The sequence below is a fragment of the Variovorax sp. MSC1_012 genome, from assembly GCF_023667525.1.
Lineage (GTDB): Bacteria > Pseudomonadota > Gammaproteobacteria > Burkholderiales > Burkholderiaceae_C > Variovorax > Variovorax beijingensis_B.
In genome coordinates, this window is the sequence record NZ_JAMOZJ020000002.1 from 796,371 (window position 1) to 813,912 (window position 17,542).

Consider the following 17,542-nt stretch of genomic DNA (forward strand, 5'->3'; position numbering starts at 1 on the left):
AAATCGAGGCGGCGTGCATGTCAGCCCAGCCTGCCGGTATGTTTCTCGAGCAGGGCCCAGGCCTCCTCGCCGTACTTCTGCTTCCACTCGCTGTAGAAGCCGGAGGCCGTCAGCCGCTCGCGGAAGGCGTCGAGCTTCGGATCGTTGAAGGTCAGTCCCTTGGCGCTCAGTTCAGGCCGCAGCGACGCGTTGAGCTTCGCACCGTCGGCGCGCATGTCCAGTGCGGCCTGGTTCAGGTGCCTGGCGATGATCGGCCGAGCCTTCTCCGGCATGCGCTCCCAGAGCTTCCGGTTGGTCATGCACCACCAGCCGTCCCACATGTGGTTGGTCATGGAGCAGTACTTCTGCACCTCGTAGAGCTTGGCGATCGAGATGATCGTCAACGGGTTCTCCTGCCCATCGACCACCTTGGTCTGCAGCGACGAATAGGTCTCGGCGAAGTTGATGGACGCCGGCGCCGCGCCGAGGTGCTTGAACAGCGACGTCCACAGCGGGCTTACCGGCACGCGCATCTTCAGCCCCTTCAGATCGTCCGGCGTGTTGATCGGCCGCACGCTGTTCGTGATCTGCCGGAAGCCGGAGCTCCACACGGTGTCCATCGCCATCAGGCCCACCTTGGGAAACTGCGCACGCAGGAACTTGCCGAGGTCGCCGTCCAGCGCCTTGTTCACGGCCTCGTCGTTCGCCCATGCGAAACCCAGGCCCCACATCGAGGAGACCGGAACGAGCTGCGACAGCACGTTCACGCCCGAGACGGTGAAGAACTCCAGCCCGCCGGCGCGCAGCTGCGAGAGCATGTCGGCGTCGTTGCCGAGCTGATTGTTGGGGAAGACGTTGATCTGGATCTGGCCGCCCGTCTCCTTCAGGATGCGCTCGCTGGCCTCCATCGCCCGCACGTTGAGCGGGTGCGTGGCCGGCACATTGGTGCCGAACTTGTAGGTGAACTCGGCGGCATGCGCGAAGCGCGGAAGCACCAGCGCCGGAGCGCTGATCAGTGCCGCACCCGTTGCGAGGGCGCGGCGGCGGTTGATCGGTGTCATGGTCGAGTCTCCTGTCGGTCAGTGAAGTGTTTGACGAGCGTCGGCCGTGCCGCGCAGTGCCTTGACGAAATAGTCGGGCTGGCCCATCTGGCCGCCCTTGAGCGCAATCTCGAGCTGCGCCAGGTGCGGCTCACGCGAGATGGCGCGGCACAGCGGTGCGCCGGGAGCAAGCCGTGCGACCACGCGCAGCGCCTTCGGGGCGAGTCGCTGTGTGACGTGGCTGGAGGTGTCGCCGCCCGACAGCAGCAGCCGCCGAATCGGATGCGCGCGCAGCAGCGTGTCCGCCAGTTCACCGAAACGCTGTCCCAGCAGGCGGCCACCTTCGTGGCGGGCCTGCTCGCGGCTCATGCCCTGGCCGGCCAGCGCGGCCAGCATCGCCTCGATGCGCGGATCCTGCGGACCACGCGCGCTGTGCAGCATCACGCTGCGGCCGGCGCGCAATGCGAGCAAGGCGTGTTCAGCGAGACGGGCGACTTCCGCACCCGGGTCGCTCGCAGCGACCAGCGCGGCGGCATCCACGGCCAACTCGACGAAGCCATCGGCCAGCGCCGCATCGATCTGCAGCGCGCTCAGCGGTGAAGCACTGCCCGAGACGGCCAGCACCTGGGGTACGCCGCCAAAACATTCGTGTGCAGCTGGGGTGGCCGGGAGCACGCCGGCCTCGCGCCACCACTGTGTCAGCGCGTACTCGAGCCCCGAGCCACCGACGCAGAACAGAGGCGTCTTGCGGCCGCGCGCCAGACCGTCGAGCAGCCGGCCGGTTTCCGTGAGTTGCCCGGCGGTCGTGCCGTCGATCAGCACCGCGCCTCCCGCTGTCGCGTCGACCAGCCGATGAAGCTCGGTCGCCATCGCCTCGGGTTCGAGCGTGAACAGCGGCAGGTCGAAGCCGGCAAGGCGCATCGAGGTCTGCGCGCCGAGATGGCGCGTCAGGTCGGCCTCGTGCATCGGCGTGACCGGGTGCGCGCTCATGATCGGATGGCGATCGATGCGATGCACGCGCCCGTCGGTGCCGGAGCGGGCGAACAGGTTGCCGAAGGCGCAGTAGCGGCCCAGCGCCGGCGTGGCCGCCACGATCGGGATCGCGCTGTCGCCGAAGGATGCGCGCGACAGCTCCATCACACGACCGATGCTTCCGATGGCCGGCGAGCTGTCGAAGGTCGAGCAGACCTTGTAGTGCACCAGCGGGACCGGCAGCCTCGACATCGCCGTGAACACGGGAAGAAGCTGCTCGTCCATTTCAGGCGGCGACATCGCGCGGCTCGCGCCTGCCACGCCGATGGCATCGAAGGAGCCCAGTTCGCGCAGCGTCTGCTCATCCGGCACTTCGAGAAACAGCGCGCAGTCGAGACCGGCGAAGGCCAGGACCTCCAGCGCGTCGGCGGAGCCGGTGAAATCATCACCGTAGAAGGCCAGCTTCAACATGCGCGCCTCTACAGGTTGCCGAAATGAACCAGCGCGCGCCGCAGCGCGGGATGCGATTCGGCGTATGTGCCCAGGCCAATGCCTGCCACCGCCGCCTCCCAGCCCTCGCGCATGCTCGCCATGCCGGCGGCGATGCCGTCGGGGTGGCCGATGATTCCTCCCCCGGCCAGATGCATCAGGTCGACGGCGCCGAGAGCGCCATACAAGTCGGGGGCCAAGCCCGCCCACTGCCCTGACGAGAAGACCGGCATCAGCGGCTGCAGCCCGGCCCATGGCGCCAGGCACGCGCGGGCGGAGGCGACCACCGAATCGTCGGACTCCCAGAACTTGCTGCGCATGCCGTTGACATGCAGGTGGTCCACCCCCGCCATGCGCCACAGCTTCTGGTAGGCCTGGAACGAGAAGCCGAGCCCCGGATGGCGTGTGAGCGCGCCCCAGCCGTTGCGGTGGCCGTGGATCGGCAGCTGGGCGTGACGGCGCAGGTGTTCGACGGCCGCGAAGCCGACCCAGTTGACGCTCACCATCACGCAGCTGCCGCCCGCGGCCAGCACGGCGTCGTGACGGCGCAGCATCTCGTCGACCGAGCCCGAGATGTTGATCGCGTACATCGGCATCCGGCCCAGGCGGTCGGCATGGCGCTGCAGCACCGGCATGACGGCGCGCAGGCGCTCGTCGAACGGCGCATACGGCGGATCGGCCATCAGCTCGTCGTCCTTGATGAAGTCGATGCCAGCCGCGCAGAGGCTGTCGACCAGCTCGGCAGTCTGGACCGGCGTAAGGCCGATGCTCGGCTTGATGATGGTGCCGATCAAAGGCCGGCCGTGGACACCGGCAAGCCGTCGCGTGCCGGGAACGCCGAACGCCGTGCCGGCGAACCGGGCAGCGTAGTCAGGCGCAAGGTCCAGGTCCAACAGGCGCAAACCGGTGACTTCCCCAAGCTCGTACAGGTTGCCAGCCACCGTGGCCAACAGGCTGGACAGGTTGGCGCCGACGTTGGCGACCGGGAACGCGATCTCGATCTCGGCACGATGGAACACACCACCGTGCGGCCGACGATCGACGTACGCGCTGGCAAGCGTGGGCTGCAGCGCCGGCGCGAGCGGTTCGATGCGCACGACGCGGGCGCGCGAGCGCTCCTTCAGTTCGTCTGTCTCGCCCGGCAGCGCGAGGAAGGTGCCGCTGGATTGCTCGCCGGCGATCACCTGCGCGATCTTCTCGGAGGCGACCGAGCTTTCGACGAAGTAGCGGGCGCTAAACTCGGCGCGGGGGGCTGGATTGGCCATTGGGCTGTGAGGTTCTCTCTTGACTGACCCCAACAGTAGTTGAGCTCACCCTATGTGCCAAACGATATGATCTCCCCGCGCTGTGACGAAAGCTCACATGACATCCGGGTTGACCCGAGGTAGGCGACTGCAGCATGACCACGTCCCATCGTCTTTCGCTGAACGCGTTGCGCGCGTTCGAGGCGACGGCGCGTCTGCGCAGCTTCAGCGCTGCGGCTGAAGAGTTGTCGGTCACGCATGGCGCGGTGAGCCGCCACATCCGCATGCTTGAAGACTCGTTGGGTTTGGCCCTCCTCCAGCGCACCGCACAGGGCGCGATACCGACGGCCGAGGGGCAGCGCCTGGCGGAGGGACTCTCGACCGCCTTCGGCCTGATTCAATCGAGCGTCGAACAACTGAAGCCCGGCCCGCTCACGCTGGCGTGTTCCGAGTCGATCATGATGTACTGGCTCATCCCTCGGCTGAACCGCTTCAAGGAGGCCAATCCGGACGTCGAGCTTCGCTTCAACATGAGCCACGGGCCGATCGACTTCGCCCGCGACAGCGTCAGCGTGGCCATTCGTCTGTCATCGATCGAGCCTCCCAAGGATGTCGTGCGCACGGACGTCGCGAATGAATGGATCGGGCCGGTTTGCTCGCCCGAGTACCTGCGCCACAAGCGGATCGAGTCGGTCGAAGATCTCGCTCGTGCACGGCTGATGGTCTCGCGCACTCGGCCGACGGCCTGGGCCGACTGGGCCAGTTGCAGCGGCCATTCGAAACTGGAGTTGCACGTCGACGAGTCTTTCGACCACTTCTATCTGCTCATCCAGGGCGCCCGCTGTGGCTTGGGTCTGGCCAACGTGCCGCGCATGCTTGTCCGTGACGATCTGACGAGCGGCACGTTGGTGGCGCCGCTTGCATTTGTGCGCGGTCCGAACCGGCTGTCGATCTGGGTTGCGCCTCACCTCAGCCGCCGACCGGATGTGGTCAAGCTGGTTGACTGGCTGCACGACGAATTGCGTGGGACGGAGCCGTAACTCGCCATCCTCGGTACGACTGGCCATGCAGGCGGTCAGGTTCCCTTTTTTCCCGGATCGCGCGTGCCGCCGCATGCGCGCGGGAAGCGGGAGTCATGCGACTTGATTGTTGAATTCCGCCGATCTCTGACCCGGCAGATCCCCCTGACGCCTTAAGCGGGGCCGGCGTCGATCACGCCCACCGGCTTCTCGTTGATACGCCGCGGCGCACCTCCCTGATGGCCGGGCCATTGGAGAGTCAGTTCTCGACCATGACACCCTTGAGAGCGCCCCAGGCGTCGAATTTCGCGACGAGGAGCTGGTTGTCGTTGCGCTTCGGCAGCACGACGTAGTCAAGCGTCAGCGCTGCCCCGCCGCTACCCTCCGGTGACAGGGAAAAACAGGCCCGGTCGAGTGTCAGCGCGGATGCGAAGGCGGCAGGCGTTACCTCGGACGGCGAGGTCGCGCCTGGGAAGATCTTGTACAAGGCCGCACGAAGCTTCGGGGAGCCGTAGGTGAAGCGCTCTTCCAGCCAGTCGTTTCGTGTTTCCTCCGGAAACGCGGCCCGGACCTTCGCGTCCAGCCCCACGAGATTCTCGACGAGTGGTACGAAGGCATCGAGTTGCTCTGGCTCGAAGCCAAGCATGGTTCGCCTGGTCATGTAGAGGTCAACCGGCACCTTCCGGCCCGCGATGGTCGCCTTGCCGATGGTGCCGAGCTCCGAGAGCCTCCGGCGTCCGAAGAACGAGTGGCAATAGCCGGCCTCCCAGCGCGAGGGCATGATCGTCTCGGGCAGGCTCTGCATGCCGCGCTCGACGTTGTGGTCGACGCCCGCAAAGTTACCTGTTTCGTCAAACAGGGCCACGAAGAGCGGCGGATACCAGCTGATATCCGCGACGTCCCAGGCCCGCTCGTCGAGTCCCCGATATTGCAGGGCGAAGGGCCGGTAGGCGGGCGCGTCGGGCTCGTAGAGGCAGCCGGGTTCAAGCGCCCAGGGCAGGGGATGGTCGCCACCGCTCATCATCACCCCGACGAGATCGAACGCCCCCGCTGAAGCCGGCCAGGTCCCGAAGTGCTCGCGCACCACGCGGTCACTAGCTTCGAGGTTCCGGCAGAAGGCCTCGAAGGCCGAGAGGCGCGGCCCGAGGGCCTGGTAGTTCTCCAGGGTGGGATCTTTGGAGAAGCGGGCCGTGTATTCGACGTCTGCGCGCCCGCCCGGCGGGTGGAAGACGAGGTCCCATCCCTGCGTCGTAACAGGTCCTAGAAAGGGATGTGTCGCGATCATCATGCCGCCACGGCCTCGGCGACTTGACGGCCCGACCTTAGATAGACGGTCGGCCCCGAGATCGGAAACACCTCAGCAAGGTGGCTGATCGAATAATCGCCAGTGGCGTACATACGGCGCAGTTCCTACGTGTAGCGCCCGACGACGAAGGGCGTGACACCGCTCGTCGCCAAGGTTGGGGTCCAGGCCAGCACCGCGTTACCGAATTCAGGAACCGTTGGCTTCACCGCCGGGCAGTTGGAAGGAGTCGGGTCCCGGGAAGCTCTTGTCGGGCCTGAAAATCGGACGCCTGTGAAGGGATGCGAAGCTCATGCAGCATGCGGCCCCGATCACGGGAATCAACCACACCAGAGCCAACTGAAGCCTCCGTTGTCGCGGCGAGTAAAAATCGCTGCGCAATATCGCGACCGTTGCAATCAGATTGCCTGCTAGCGCCGCGATCGCAACGAACGCGAATATAAAGTACACATTTCGGAGCAAAGTGGCTTCTCCAAGAGCTTCTTGGGGAATGTAGCCAGAGGTGCGCGTCGACGTCAACCGATCGGCCGGTTTGTCATAGAGGCAGGCCACGAACAGCCATCGAAGGCACGCGGTCCAACGGCTGCCTCCGAGAAGATTGAATTCGGCTTGACGCATTGACTCAGACTCACACGACGTGCATGTGACTCGACAGATCTTCCACCTAATTCTTCACGTAGGACGCGATCCCTTACGTTAAAGACACAGGCTTTCGATCAGTCCATTTGCACCCTTCGATTTTTCGGTCTCGGCAGACCCAGGGCCAGGGCAGGATTGGCCCGAGCGGATAGGATGGCTTGATCCAAGGCAATAGGGGAAGCGGATGAGCATTAAGGTCGCTGGCGCATTGCGCATCGTTGCGGCAATGACAGTAGTGGTGTCGCTGGCAGCGGCGGGATATTTTGGCCGCTCACCCTGGATCGTCGTGGTGGCGACACCGGCGCTGACCTTGCTGTATGCACTGGGCAAGTTCCGCCAATGGCAGATGGTCTGGCGCGCCGGCGGAATGAAATCCATCGGCCTCAGCGTGCTGGCGACGTTGCCTGTCCAGTTGGGGCTTGGCTATGTGCTCTACCTGTTGGGACGGGGACTTGCGAGCCTGGTCGCGCCCACACCGATCGCCGCCTTCGGCTCCGAAGATGTTCTTGGCGTCGGCCTCATGTTTCTGATCTGCCTTGCCTGTTCCCTTGCCATCATCAAACTGGAGGGAAGCGCGACCGCGCTCCAGGATGCGGGGACGGCGCATGCCGCAGGGCAGACGACCCCCTCGACCGAGGAGGTGGAGCTCGACATGGATCCGAGGCCACTGACACCGGAAACCTTCTTCAAGTCACCTGGATACTGGCGGACCGATCCTTTGCGCGAGGCGCTGGAAGGCCGCGGCAAACGTGTCGCCAAGCCGGCGCTGGCGGCAAGTAACGCGCAGATCGTCGCAACGGAGGAGCGGCTCGGCTTTCGGCTGCCGGAAGGCTTGCGCGCGCTCTACCGCGTGATGGACGGCGGCTATGTGGGTGCGCTCTATGTCCCATTGAAGAGAGACCCTGGCCCCGTCTATGACGATTGGCGTGGCGCCTTCTGCATCGACTACTCCAGCCTCAGCCCTTTGAAGAACCTGCGCACGGTGCACGTCCACTACGAGGACTTCACCCACGATCCGGCTGACCTGCCGGCCCACGCGGACACGCTGCTCGTGTTGCAGGCGCGCTATGGCGACATGACGCTGCTCGACTACTCCCGGCCGGGCGAACCCCGGGTTTTGATCGTCGACTTCGACAGGAACGGCGATCTCACCGACATCACGTTCGAGACATTCGATGCATTCTTCCGCGCGCTGCGGCGGCCGAAAGAAGAAGAGCCCCGTCCCTTCCGTCGCGAACTCTTTCGAAGCAAGCCGATGGGAGACCTGCCCACGGATCGGCGCGCGAGCGCGTTCTGGGGCGGCGGCCCCCATCCTTTCGTCAACATGGCCAAGGGCAGAGACAATGGCTGGCGGCCGAAGGCCATGGCGGACGAAGCATTGATCGACGAGACGCAAGCCCGGATTGGCGCGAAGCTGCCTGAAGCGATCAAGGACTTGTGGCGGGCCAGGAACGGCGGCGATGTCGCCTATCGTTTCCTGGAGGATGGCCCCGACGGGGAGTTCGAGCCTTTCGAGGAACTGGCCCCGATGGAATATGTCGTGACGCTGGCCGAGCTTTCGAGGCGCATCGACTTTCTGCCGGGGGAAACGCCCTGGCATGCGTCGATCGCCGAGGCAGACAAGCTGGTCGTGTTGAATGCCAACCGCGATGCGCTGGTACTGCTGGACTATCGCCGGGAGGGTGACCCGTTGCTCCTGGTGGTCGACGACTTTGAAGCTTCCGGCATCGACAACGCTCGCGCCTTCGCAGACGTCGATGCGTTCATCAGGAAGCTGCGCAAATTCGAGCGTTCGCCTTTGTTGCCGTCGCCGCCGTGATCGGCGCCAGTGCTTGAGCATCCAGGCGCGGAAGAGGCAGAAGCCGTGTTGAAGCTCTTCGCGCACATTCACGAGAGCACGAGCTTCCCGCCGTCCCCTTGTTCCTCCCGGGCTTCGCAGTGGGGCTCACAGGCGGGATTCAGGTAACTTGTCGCATTGCCTCCCAAGGCACGCCACGCGTCCCACCTGCGGGTCGCCGCCCCCACGCAACACCTGGAGGTAAGCCTCGGTCACAGCCGCCGGGCCTGCGTATCGTTCGATCACCAGCAGCGGCTCGCCACCGCTGCGCGGACGGACGCAGAACTCCGCAAGGCCCGCGTACGCTGCGGCCAAACGGCGCGAGAACTCTGCCCCACCCCATTCGGCCGTACGCTGGCGGATGCGATCGGGCGCGGAAAACACCTCCACCGGCGGCCCCGAAAGATGACCGGCCGGGCCCAGGCGTCGGACATGTGTGTAACCGATGGCCAGGCTGTGCTGCATGGCGTGCAGGTGCGAGTGCAGCGCCATGCGAAGCTCGCCGTTGCCGGAGTAATCGACGTAGATGCACCGGGTGTCGCGGTCCAGATGATTCACTTCGTCGTACGCCACGACGCGGTCGTAGCAACCGAGTCTCTCGCAGAAGGCCACGTTGCCGCGGGACGTGAGGCCCACTACCTCCCGATCACCAGCCACGCGCAACTGCAGTGCCGTTCCATATGCCGTCTTGCTCGAGGCGCTGGAGATGAGCACCTGGCAGGCGCTGTCCCCTTGGCGCTCTTCGACAAGGTCGCTCACCAACCAGGAGGTGATAAACAGCGGCCGCAGCACCGCCTGCACGTCTTCCGTGTCCGGTACATACAACGGATCCTGCCCACACCGCGCATAGCGGTTGTAGACCGGGTGCAGGCCCGCGCGGTGGCCCGTGCCGTCGAAGAACGCCACGGCATTGGCGCGGGTGGGCTCGAGCACGACTTCCGACGCCATCGGCATGAAGCCGTAGACGCGCTCGCCCTCATGCAGTTGCGGGTGGCGTGAATCGACCACGCTGGCGAATCCCCATACCGGCAGCACACCCCATTGCACGCCGGCATCGGCCAGCGGAAAGTACTCCCAATAGCCGGCCTCATCGCCCAGTGCGGCATAGGTGATGTTGTTCGCCGTCAGCGCAAACAAGTCGATGCGCAGCCGCACCTGCCCCGACGCGAGGACGGCGCGTGTGCGTGTCTGCACTCGCGCGGAAGAAAAATTGCGTTTGTCTATATGGATTTCTGTGACCGTCATCGGGAGTCTTTCCGTCTTGGCGTGAGCAGATCAGGAGAACGAACGACCGTGAGGCTACGGCGCGCCGCCGGCCGGCACAAATCAACAATCTGCAGCACCGCCATGCGGGCGGCGAATAGTGCGTCACGCCGCCGTCACATGCGCGCCAAGCAGCAGTCCCCCGTACGACTTACAACAGCCGGTCGAGCGGCTATGGTGCAAGCCATGGCGAATATCAGCAGGGTCGACCTCAATCTGTTGGTGGTGTTCGAGGCCATCTACGCGCAAGGCAGCATCACGCGCGCGAGCGAAACGCTGCACCTGACGCAGCCCGCGCTCAGTCATGCGCTCGCGCGGCTGCGCGAACTGATTGGAGACCCGCTGTTCGTGCGTTCCGGCAACCGCATGGTGGCCACTGCATTGGCCGAAGAGATCATCGCGCCGGTGCGGCGCGCCTTGTCGGAGATCGACGGCACGCTGCGGCAGCTGCACAAGTTCGATCCGGCGCGATCGGCGCGCGAGTTCCGCATTGGCTTTCGCCACGTGGTGGAGACGGCCACACTGCCCAGCCTGGCCGCACGCGCCCGGGCCCGCGCGCCCGAGGTGAAGATCAGCTCGGTGCCCTATGAACGCGACAACCTCCATGGGGAGTTGGCCTCCGGCGCGCTGGACCTGGCCGTCGACGTGCTGCTGGCGCGCGTCGAGGGGGTGCGGCACGAACTGCTGATGTCAGGGCGCATGGTGGTGGTGGCGCGCCAGGACCACCCGCGCGTGCAGGGTGCCATCGACCTGGCCACCTACCTGGACCTGGACCATGTGCTCGCCACCTCGCGCCGGTTCGGCCCGGGCGTGGAGGACCTCGCCCTGCATCGCCTGGGCCACCAGCGGCGCGTCAAGCTGCGCTGCCAGCACTTCTCCACCGCGTGCGAGATCGTGGCGCGGACCGACCTGGTGCTGACCATGCACGAACGCCATGCCCAGGCGCTGAACGCGCCGCTGGCCAACCGCATCCTGGCTTTGCCTTTCGAGGCCCCGATGCATGAGCTGTACCTGTACTGGCACGCCAGCGCCGACAAGGACCCCGGCAACCAATGGCTGCGCGAGCAGGTGGTCGCGGTCTATGCAACCGGGCCACAGGCCTGAAGCGCGGTGCGCCACGCGCCTGTCACGCATCACATTCTCATCGTCCTCATGCTGGAATTGCAGGGCGCACGCCCGCAGACCTTCTTCTTCCACCGGATTGCCTAGTCATCTCCCAGGATCTGCGCCACGACAGCCCCGTCACGATTGGCATAAAAAGCGCGCGCAGCCGCGGCGGTGCGCCGCATGTGGGTCCGTCCCAACTCCAGCTTGGCAATGGCGTTGCGATGAACCTCGTCCGGGCCATCGGCCACGCGCAGGATGCGCGCATCGCGGAAGAACTTGGCCAGCGGCGTGTCCTCGGTGAAGCCGGCTGCGCCATGAGCCTGGATCGCCCAATCCAGCACCTTGCAGGTCATGCGCGGGGCCACCACCTTGATCATCGCGATCTCGGCCTTGGCCACCTTGTTGCCCACTGTGTCCATCATGTGCGCGGCCTTCAGGGTGAGCAGGCGCGCCTGGTCGATCATGCAGCGAGCCTCTGCGATGCGCTCATGCCACACGCCCTGGCGCGCGATCTCGCCGCCGAACGCCACCCGGCTTTGCAAGCGCTCGCACATCAGCTCCAGCGCCCGTTCGGCCACGCCGACCAGCCGCATGCAGTGGTGGATGCGCCCGGGCCCGAGGCGTCCCTGTGCGATCTCGAAGCCGCGGCCTTCGCCCAGCAGGATGTTGGACGCCGGCACGCGTACCTCGTCCAGTGTCATCTCCATGTGGCCGTGCGGCGCGTCGTCCCAGCCGAACATCATGCAGGGGCGCACGATGCTGACCCCAGGGCTCTTCATCGGCACCAGCACCATCGACCGCTGGCTGTGGCTTGGCGCATCGGGGTCGGTCTTGCCCATCACGATGAGGATCTCGCAGCGCGGGTCGCCCGCTCCGGAGGCCCACCACTTACGCCCGGAGATGACGTACTCGTCGCCGTCGCGGCGAATCCGCGTCTGGATGTTGGTGGCGTCCGACGAGGCGACAGCCGGCTCGGTCATCAGGAAGGCCGAACGAATCCGGGCGTCCAGCAGCGGCGCCAGCCACTTGGCCTTCTGCGCGGCGGTGCCGTAACGCTCCAGTGCTTCCATGTTGCCGGTGTCGGGCGGTAACCGCGAGCCGCATGTCCGTCTCGTTGGGGCCCCGCTGATATTCGAAGGCAATGGCGCTCGCATCCGTAGGGAGCAAGAACCTGATCATCGGAAGATTGCCCTGGCCTGCCGAGACGATCTGGCTTGGCGGATGGCCGAAGAACAGCGGCACGATCTGCAGTGTGCTGGTCTTGCCGACGCCGTTGTCGCCAAGCACGGCTGCTCCATCCCGCGGATCGACGGCTGTTATTCGGGCGCTGGGGACCCGTTGGTTGGTGCCAGCATTCACAAGCAGCGTGCGGCAAAGGCGGTATGTCATTAGGCGCTTCGTTCCATTTTTTGAGTCCCTGTCTGGTAAACGCTACAGCGGCCGGCATATCTGGCTCGTTGGCTCTTGGCAGCACAAGCAGTCTCGTCGAGACTCGGTTCGCGGTACATCATCCGCGAATCGATATCTCGCCTCGCTTCTCCGTCTTGATGACGACGTCGTAGTCGCGCTTCGCCTCGTTGAACGAGGAACGGTAGAAGTTCGGGTAGTTTTCTCCGACACTCTTGAACACGCGAATCACCTCCCCGATCGGCACGCTTGTTGATTGCCACCGAAAATTGACCCGGCTATGGAGTGAACCCCATCGACTGGACCACTGGGGAAAGATGAACTGATACGCTGGCTGGGCCTTCATAGAAGGAGAAGGTCCATGTCCTCAAGAGGTCCGTATCGCAGGCACTCGGCGCAGTTCAAACTGCAGCTGTGCCATGACATCCGCTCAGGCACCCTGGGCCGGCGCGACGCCCAGCGGAAGTACACCCTCTCAGCCAATCTCATCCAGATGTGGCTGACGCAGTTCGACCGCGGCGAGCTCAGCAACGAGGAGGCCGAAGCATCTGTGGTGGCCGACTACGAAGCGAAGATCGCAGCCTTGGAGCGCAAGGTGGGGCAGCTCACGATGGAGCTCGAGCTGGTCAAAAAAACGCCGCGCCTGCGCCTCGTGAGCGACAGCGAGAATTCCTCCATCATCACCGGCCCGAAGCCTGCTCCATCCGACGGGGGTGCCAAGTGATCGAACTGCCGCGCAGCACGTTCTACTACCAAGCCAACGAGCCCGCCATAGCCTTGAGCGATCTTCAGGTCGTTCAGCTTATCGAGAGCATCCAGGATGAGCTTGCCGGCTACGGCTATCGCCGTGTGACCCATGAACTGCGCCGCCGCGGTCACCTCATCAATCACAAGCGGATCGCGCGCCTCATGAAGTTGCACGGTCTGGGCATCAAGCCGCGCCGACGCTTCGTTCGCACCACCGATAGCGACCACGACTCGCCGATCTTCCCTAACCTTTATCGCAACGTGATTCCGAGCCGCCCGGACCTCGTGTGGGTGGCGGACTTCACGTACATCCGCATCGAGTCCGGGTTCTGCTATCTGGCGGCCATCCTCGATGCGTGCAGCCGCAAGGTCGTGGGCTATGCGATCTCGCGGCGCATCGACACACCGCTCGCGTTGGCGGCGCTGCGTTCGGCCGTCCGAAGCCGACAGCCGCAGCCGGGCTGCATCCACCATACGGATCGCGGTTGTCAGTACGCGAGCGAGACGTACCGACGCGCATTGCAGGAGGCCGGGCTCCGAGGCTCGATGAGCTCGCCGGGCAATCCGTATCACAATGCCCAGGCCGAGAGCTTCATGAAGACGCTCAAGGTCGAGGAGGTGTACCTGGCCGGCTACGAGACCTTCGCAGACGTGGCAACGCGACTGCCGCGGTTCATCGAAGAGGTCTACAACGCCAAGCGGCTGCATTCGGCGCTCGGTTACCGCCCACCCAACGAATTCGAATCCCAACTCGCTCAGCAGGCGGCTTAGTTCTGATGACCCCAGTGGTCCAGTCGATGGGGTTCACTCCACTAAGGCACTAATTTCCGTCTAAGACTGACCCACGTAAAACTCTACCCTGCTCATTTTTAAGGCAGGGGATCCTAGGAGTGATAGACGTGGCGACATTGAGTGTCATCAGACGCTGGGCCCTGCGCGAGCAGATGTCCATTCGCGAGATAGCCAGGCGTACAGGCCTGTCTCGCAACACTGTGAAGAAGTATCTGCGAGCGGGCGAAGAAGCGCCGCGCTACGCCAAGCGGGCGAGCTCGAGCAAGCTCGATCCCTATGCCGACAAGCTCGCGACCTGGCTCGCGATCGAGGCCACTAAATCGCGGAAACAGCGGCGCAATCTGCGGCAGATCCACACAGCTTCCCGATGAGAAGTGACGGAACATGGTTTTTTAGGTCGTCTCGATCAAGTTCGTGAAGCCTGATCGGAACGCCCATGACCAACCGAGTACCTGCAAGATGGCAGCCGATCCTCTCGTCCAGCCGCGCTGCGTTACTCTTCCCCGCGCCATCCTTCTGCGCAACCTCTGCAGGACTGGGACAGGTCACTTCGGCAACCCACCGAAGCAAGACGTCACAGATTTCGGCCCATGCATCTCGATTCTCGGCTTGGATTGAGCGCAAGGCCACCAATGCCCAGTGACGTGCGGATGCCTGGGCTCGACCGGAAGACTCTTCCGCGGCGAAGAGCAATGCTCTAAAGATCGCGGGTGCCACTGCAATCGTCTGCTCTCGATGGCCGTCCTGCGCGTTTTGACTCTGCAACAGCGCGGTCACCACTATGCCGGGCACCGGAGATGTCGGGGGAATTCGCTTCGCTACCAGGATAGACATGGCTGCGACAAGAATGTCTGCTGCAGCGGATGACCGTTGAGGGTGCTCGTCCGATTCGCGCCGCGATCGCACGGATCGAGTGACCGATCACCAAGGCGCGAGAGATTTCCTCTCGCTCAGCAAGTGTCAGCGCCAGCCTCGAGCGACGTCGTTCGGGCGGGCGGATCCCGCCCGTCTGAACCAAGATGCCTCGCACGGATCCGTGCGATCGATCAAACAGCTGAGCGATCTGATGGAGAGTCCAGCCAGCTTTCCAACGCTCCCACATCAATGCCTTTCTGGGGGCCGTGTAGAAGGTTCGGGTCCGGTACTTCATCTGCAACACTCCGTCTGCCTACGCAGCGTTTAGTGCGTTGCATCGATCGGTTGAATCCGCCGCCCTATGCAGACATCGAAGATTCCGAAAAGCGGTCTTTCGGGCTGTTTCTCATAGCGGAGCTCACGGTACGGGACTCAGTCCAGAACCATATTGGCTTTCTTGGCAAGCGCCTGCCATCTCGCCACGTCCTTTGCGACGAAACCCGTTGTCTCTTGAGCCGAGGCCGCAGTCCCCACCACTCCCGCGCTCGCCAGCGCGGACTGGACTTCAGGGCTCTGAAGTGCCTTCGTGATCGCTACATTCAGCGCCGCAATGCGCTCCGCGGGCACGCCCGCGGTCGTTGCAACGACAAACCACTGGTCGGCGTTGAACCCTGCCAATCCTGCTTCGCTCAGGGTAGGAACCTCCGGCAGCATGGGCGAACGAGAAGCAGTGGTGACGCCGTATGCCCGCAGCTTGCCCGACTTGATGTGCGGCAGCACGGGGGTGATGCCCAGCATCCCCAAGGGCACCTGGCCGCCCACGACGTCCGTGACGGCCTGGCTGCCGCCCTTGTAGGGGACGTGGACGATCTGGGTATTCGCCATCTGGTTCACCAGTTCGCCAGCGAGGTGCTGGCTGGTGCCATTGCCAGAGGTCGCGAATGAAAGAGCATTGCGGTCCTTCTTCGCGGCCGCCAGCAAGCCCTCCAGCGACCCGGGCAATGGTGCCGCCGTCGTACCGACCAGCACCATGGGTCCCTTGGCAAGCGTAGCGACACCCGCCAGCTCCTTGCCGATCTGCGGGACTGGAACGTTGGTAAGGATGGGACCGGGCACTGTCACGAGCGTGAGACCGTTCTTCGGAGCCTTTGCTGCGGCCTGCAAAGCGATTGCGCCGGCCGCGCCGGGGCGATTGTCGACAACCACCGTCTGCCCAAGGATCTGCTCGACCTGGCGCGCCACCAGCCGGGTGACGACGTCGACGGTTCCACCCGCCGGCTGGCCGACGAGCCAGGTGATCGGCTGGGTGCCCTGCGCGAGAACGGGTGTGACAGTGGACAGCAGGGCCATGCCGAAAAGGCCAAGCGTACGCCGCCTAGGGATCAAATGGTGTGTCATCTTGAGGTCTCCGATCGTTTGCGACGATCAATCGAGTTGGCCCGGTGGCGTGTTGGGGTGATGTTGGATGCTGTCCTGGAAGGCCTTGATCAGCTTGAGGACTGGACCCAGGACCCAGGTGTTGTAGACCAGCACATCGGTCTCCTCCTTCGGATCTCTCGTGATGTTGAAGAGGTAGGGCGATTCGAGCTTGCCCTTGCCTTCGTTCACGGCGGGTTCCCAATAGAAGTGCAACTTCCAGTCCCGCCACTTGACGGCTCTCAGTTCGTTCTTGATGTAGAAGGGAAAGCCTTCGCGTGCCGACTTGTCCTCCTCCCCCAGGAAGAACGGCAGTTGGTCCACGCCGTCGATGGGCCGGTCCTGCGGCAGCGCCGCACCGGCGACACGGATGAGGGTCGTGTAGAGATCGGTCACATGAACGATCTCGTTGCTGACACGACCCGCAGCGATGCGGCCCGGCCAGCGGGCGATGAAAGGAACTCGGAGGCTGCCTTCCATCGCGGTGTGATAGGTGCCAGTCCACGGGCCTGCCGTGCCGCGATAGGGAGCCCGGAACTCGGGGCCGTTGTCGCTGCAGAAGATCACCAACGTGTCTTCTGCGAGCCCCATCTCGTCGAGCGCCCTGACCACCTGTCCCACTCGATAGTCCATCTCGACCATCGAGTCGGCGAAGTCCCCCGCGCCGGTGCGTCCGGCGAAGTCGGGGTGCGGCAGCGTCGGGAAATGCAGATGGACCAGCGGCAGATAGAGGAAGAACGGCTTGCCCGCCGACACGCTTCGCTGCATGAAGTCGACCGAACGGTCCACCAGATCCGCGTCGATGCCGCGGCGTGCCTTCAGGTCGTAGACCTTGACCTGCCGCGACGGCTCCCCGGCCTTGCCTTCCATGATGTACGGCAGATCGACCACGGTCGGATCGAAGCCCACGGTCGAGGTGAACTGGCTCTCATCGGTCGTGCGCGGAATGCCGTACCACTCGTCGAAGCCGCGGTCCGAGGGAAGGCGGCCTGGCACATCGCCCAGATGCCACTTGCCGAAATGGGCTGTGGCATATCCCGTGTCCGAAAGTCGTTGGGCCAGCGTGATCTCCCATCGAGTCAGTCCTTGGGGCAGGCCAGGCGGAACCGATTGCAGGCAACCGGTCCGGATCGGATGGCGTCCGCTCATGAGCGCGGATCGCGTGGGGACGCAGTCGCTCTCTACATTGAAGTTCTGCAGCAACAGGCCTTGTGCGGCGAGAGCGTCGATGTTCGGGGTCGGCGCGCCGCGCAAGGCACCGCCGCCATAGCAGCCAAGCTCGCCCCATCCGAGGTTGTCGGCCAGGATGAGGACGATGTTGGGGGAGGCACTTGTGGGCATCGAGGTGGCTTCGGTAGTCAGAACCGACCAATCTACGCCTCGCGTGGCGACGATGGCATTCCTCAAGTGCCTCCATGCCATAAACTTCAGGA

General features: G+C 64.4%; 13 protein-coding genes and 5 pseudogenes. 6 read left to right on the plus strand and 12 right to left on the minus strand.

Annotated elements, in window-relative coordinates:
• Window positions 1–20: 20 nt before the first annotated feature.
• From L1081_RS29185 to L1081_RS29195, 3 genes are read right to left on the minus strand one after another with little or no spacing between them, the layout of a single operon-like run.
• Complete coding sequence (locus L1081_RS29185; RefSeq protein WP_489416980.1) at window positions 21–1,040, minus strand: DctP family TRAP transporter solute-binding subunit; 1,020 nt, start codon at window positions 1,038–1,040, stop codon at window positions 21–23.
• A gap of 18 nt (window positions 1,041–1,058) precedes the next feature.
• A complete protein-coding gene (locus L1081_RS29190; RefSeq protein ID WP_489416981.1) occupies window positions 1,059–2,462 on the minus strand; it encodes a four-carbon acid sugar kinase family protein in 1,404 nt (467 codons plus the stop codon).
• An 8-nt stretch (window positions 2,463–2,470) separates the two neighbouring features.
• Window positions 2,471–3,745 carry a RuBisCO large subunit C-terminal-like domain-containing protein gene (locus tag L1081_RS29195; RefSeq protein WP_489416982.1) on the minus strand — a complete coding sequence of 425 codons (1,275 nt, stop codon included), beginning with the start codon at window positions 3,743–3,745 and terminating at the stop codon, window positions 2,471–2,473.
• Between the two features lie 134 nt (window positions 3,746–3,879).
• Between L1081_RS29195 and L1081_RS29200 the strand changes: the two genes are divergently transcribed.
• Window positions 3,880–4,764, plus strand: a complete 885-nt coding sequence (locus tag L1081_RS29200; protein ID WP_489416983.1) for a LysR substrate-binding domain-containing protein — start codon at window positions 3,880–3,882, stop codon at window positions 4,762–4,764.
• Between the two features lie 238 nt (window positions 4,765–5,002).
• Here the strand turns inward: L1081_RS29200 and L1081_RS29205 are convergent, their stop codons facing one another.
• Window positions 5,003–6,031: a hypothetical protein gene (locus L1081_RS29205; protein WP_489416984.1), complete on the minus strand. Its 1,029-nt coding sequence runs from the start codon at window positions 6,029–6,031 to the stop codon at window positions 5,003–5,005.
• A gap of 204 nt (window positions 6,032–6,235) precedes the next feature.
• Window positions 6,236–6,664 carry a hypothetical protein gene (locus L1081_RS29210; protein WP_489416985.1) on the minus strand — a complete coding sequence of 143 codons (429 nt, stop codon included), beginning with the start codon at window positions 6,662–6,664 and terminating at the stop codon, window positions 6,236–6,238.
• 205 nt (window positions 6,665–6,869) lie between these two features.
• Between L1081_RS29210 and L1081_RS29215 the strand changes: the two genes are divergently transcribed.
• Window positions 6,870–8,504 carry an SMI1/KNR4 family protein gene (locus tag L1081_RS29215; RefSeq protein ID WP_489416986.1) on the plus strand — a complete coding sequence of 545 codons (1,635 nt, stop codon included), beginning with the start codon at window positions 6,870–6,872 and terminating at the stop codon, window positions 8,502–8,504.
• A 126-nt stretch (window positions 8,505–8,630) separates the two neighbouring features.
• On the opposite strand, the gene L1081_RS29220 is transcribed toward L1081_RS29215, so the two are convergent.
• A complete protein-coding gene (locus tag L1081_RS29220; protein ID WP_489416987.1) occupies window positions 8,631–9,767 on the minus strand; it encodes a DUF2855 family protein in 1,137 nt (378 codons plus the stop codon).
• A 204-nt stretch (window positions 9,768–9,971) separates the two neighbouring features.
• Here L1081_RS29220 and L1081_RS29225 point away from each other — a divergent pair, with 204 nt between their 5' ends.
• Window positions 9,972–10,889, plus strand: a complete 918-nt coding sequence (locus L1081_RS29225) for a LysR substrate-binding domain-containing protein (RefSeq protein WP_489416988.1) — start codon at window positions 9,972–9,974, stop codon at window positions 10,887–10,889.
• Between the two features lie 101 nt (window positions 10,890–10,990).
• Here the strand turns inward: L1081_RS29225 and L1081_RS29230 are convergent.
• From L1081_RS29230 to L1081_RS29240, 3 genes and pseudogenes are all read right to left on the minus strand, one after another.
• A pseudogene (locus tag L1081_RS29230) lies at window positions 10,991–11,977 on the minus strand (acyl-CoA dehydrogenase family protein); the annotation flags it as partial.
• A 64-nt stretch (window positions 11,978–12,041) separates the two neighbouring features.
• Window positions 12,042–12,281, minus strand: a pseudogene (locus tag L1081_RS29235) (ATP-binding protein); the annotation flags it as partial.
• 118 nt (window positions 12,282–12,399) lie between these two features.
• Window positions 12,400–12,522 carry a hypothetical protein gene (locus L1081_RS29240; RefSeq protein ID WP_489416989.1) on the minus strand — a complete coding sequence of 41 codons (123 nt, stop codon included), beginning with the start codon at window positions 12,520–12,522 and terminating at the stop codon, window positions 12,400–12,402.
• A 138-nt stretch (window positions 12,523–12,660) separates the two neighbouring features.
• On the opposite strand from L1081_RS29240, the gene L1081_RS29245 reads away from it, so the two are divergent.
• From L1081_RS29245 to L1081_RS29255, 3 genes and pseudogenes are all read left to right on the plus strand, one after another.
• A complete protein-coding gene (locus tag L1081_RS29245; RefSeq protein WP_489414952.1) occupies window positions 12,661–13,023 on the plus strand; it encodes a transposase in 363 nt (120 codons plus the stop codon).
• Window positions 12,999–13,817 (plus strand): annotated as a pseudogene (locus L1081_RS29250) (IS3 family transposase); the annotation flags it as partial. The gene L1081_RS29245 and the pseudogene L1081_RS29250, both read left to right, overlap by 25 nt.
• A 119-nt stretch (window positions 13,818–13,936) precedes the next feature.
• A pseudogene (locus L1081_RS29255) lies at window positions 13,937–14,194 on the plus strand (helix-turn-helix domain-containing protein); the annotation flags it as partial.
• A 503-nt stretch (window positions 14,195–14,697) separates the two neighbouring features.
• Here the strand turns inward: L1081_RS29255 and L1081_RS29260 are convergent.
• The 3 genes and pseudogenes from L1081_RS29260 to L1081_RS29270 form a co-directional block, all read right to left on the minus strand.
• A pseudogene (locus tag L1081_RS29260) lies at window positions 14,698–14,988 on the minus strand (helix-turn-helix domain-containing protein); the annotation flags it as partial.
• Window positions 14,989–15,125: 137 nt separating this feature from the next.
• Complete coding sequence (locus L1081_RS29265; RefSeq protein WP_489416990.1) at window positions 15,126–16,043, minus strand: tripartite tricarboxylate transporter substrate-binding protein; 918 nt, start codon at window positions 16,041–16,043, stop codon at window positions 15,126–15,128.
• A gap of 75 nt (window positions 16,044–16,118) precedes the next feature.
• On the minus strand, window positions 16,119–17,450 hold the full coding sequence (locus L1081_RS29270) for a sulfatase-like hydrolase/transferase (protein WP_489416991.1): 1,332 nt from the start codon (window positions 17,448–17,450) through the stop codon (window positions 16,119–16,121).
• Window positions 17,451–17,542: the final 92 nt, after the last annotated feature.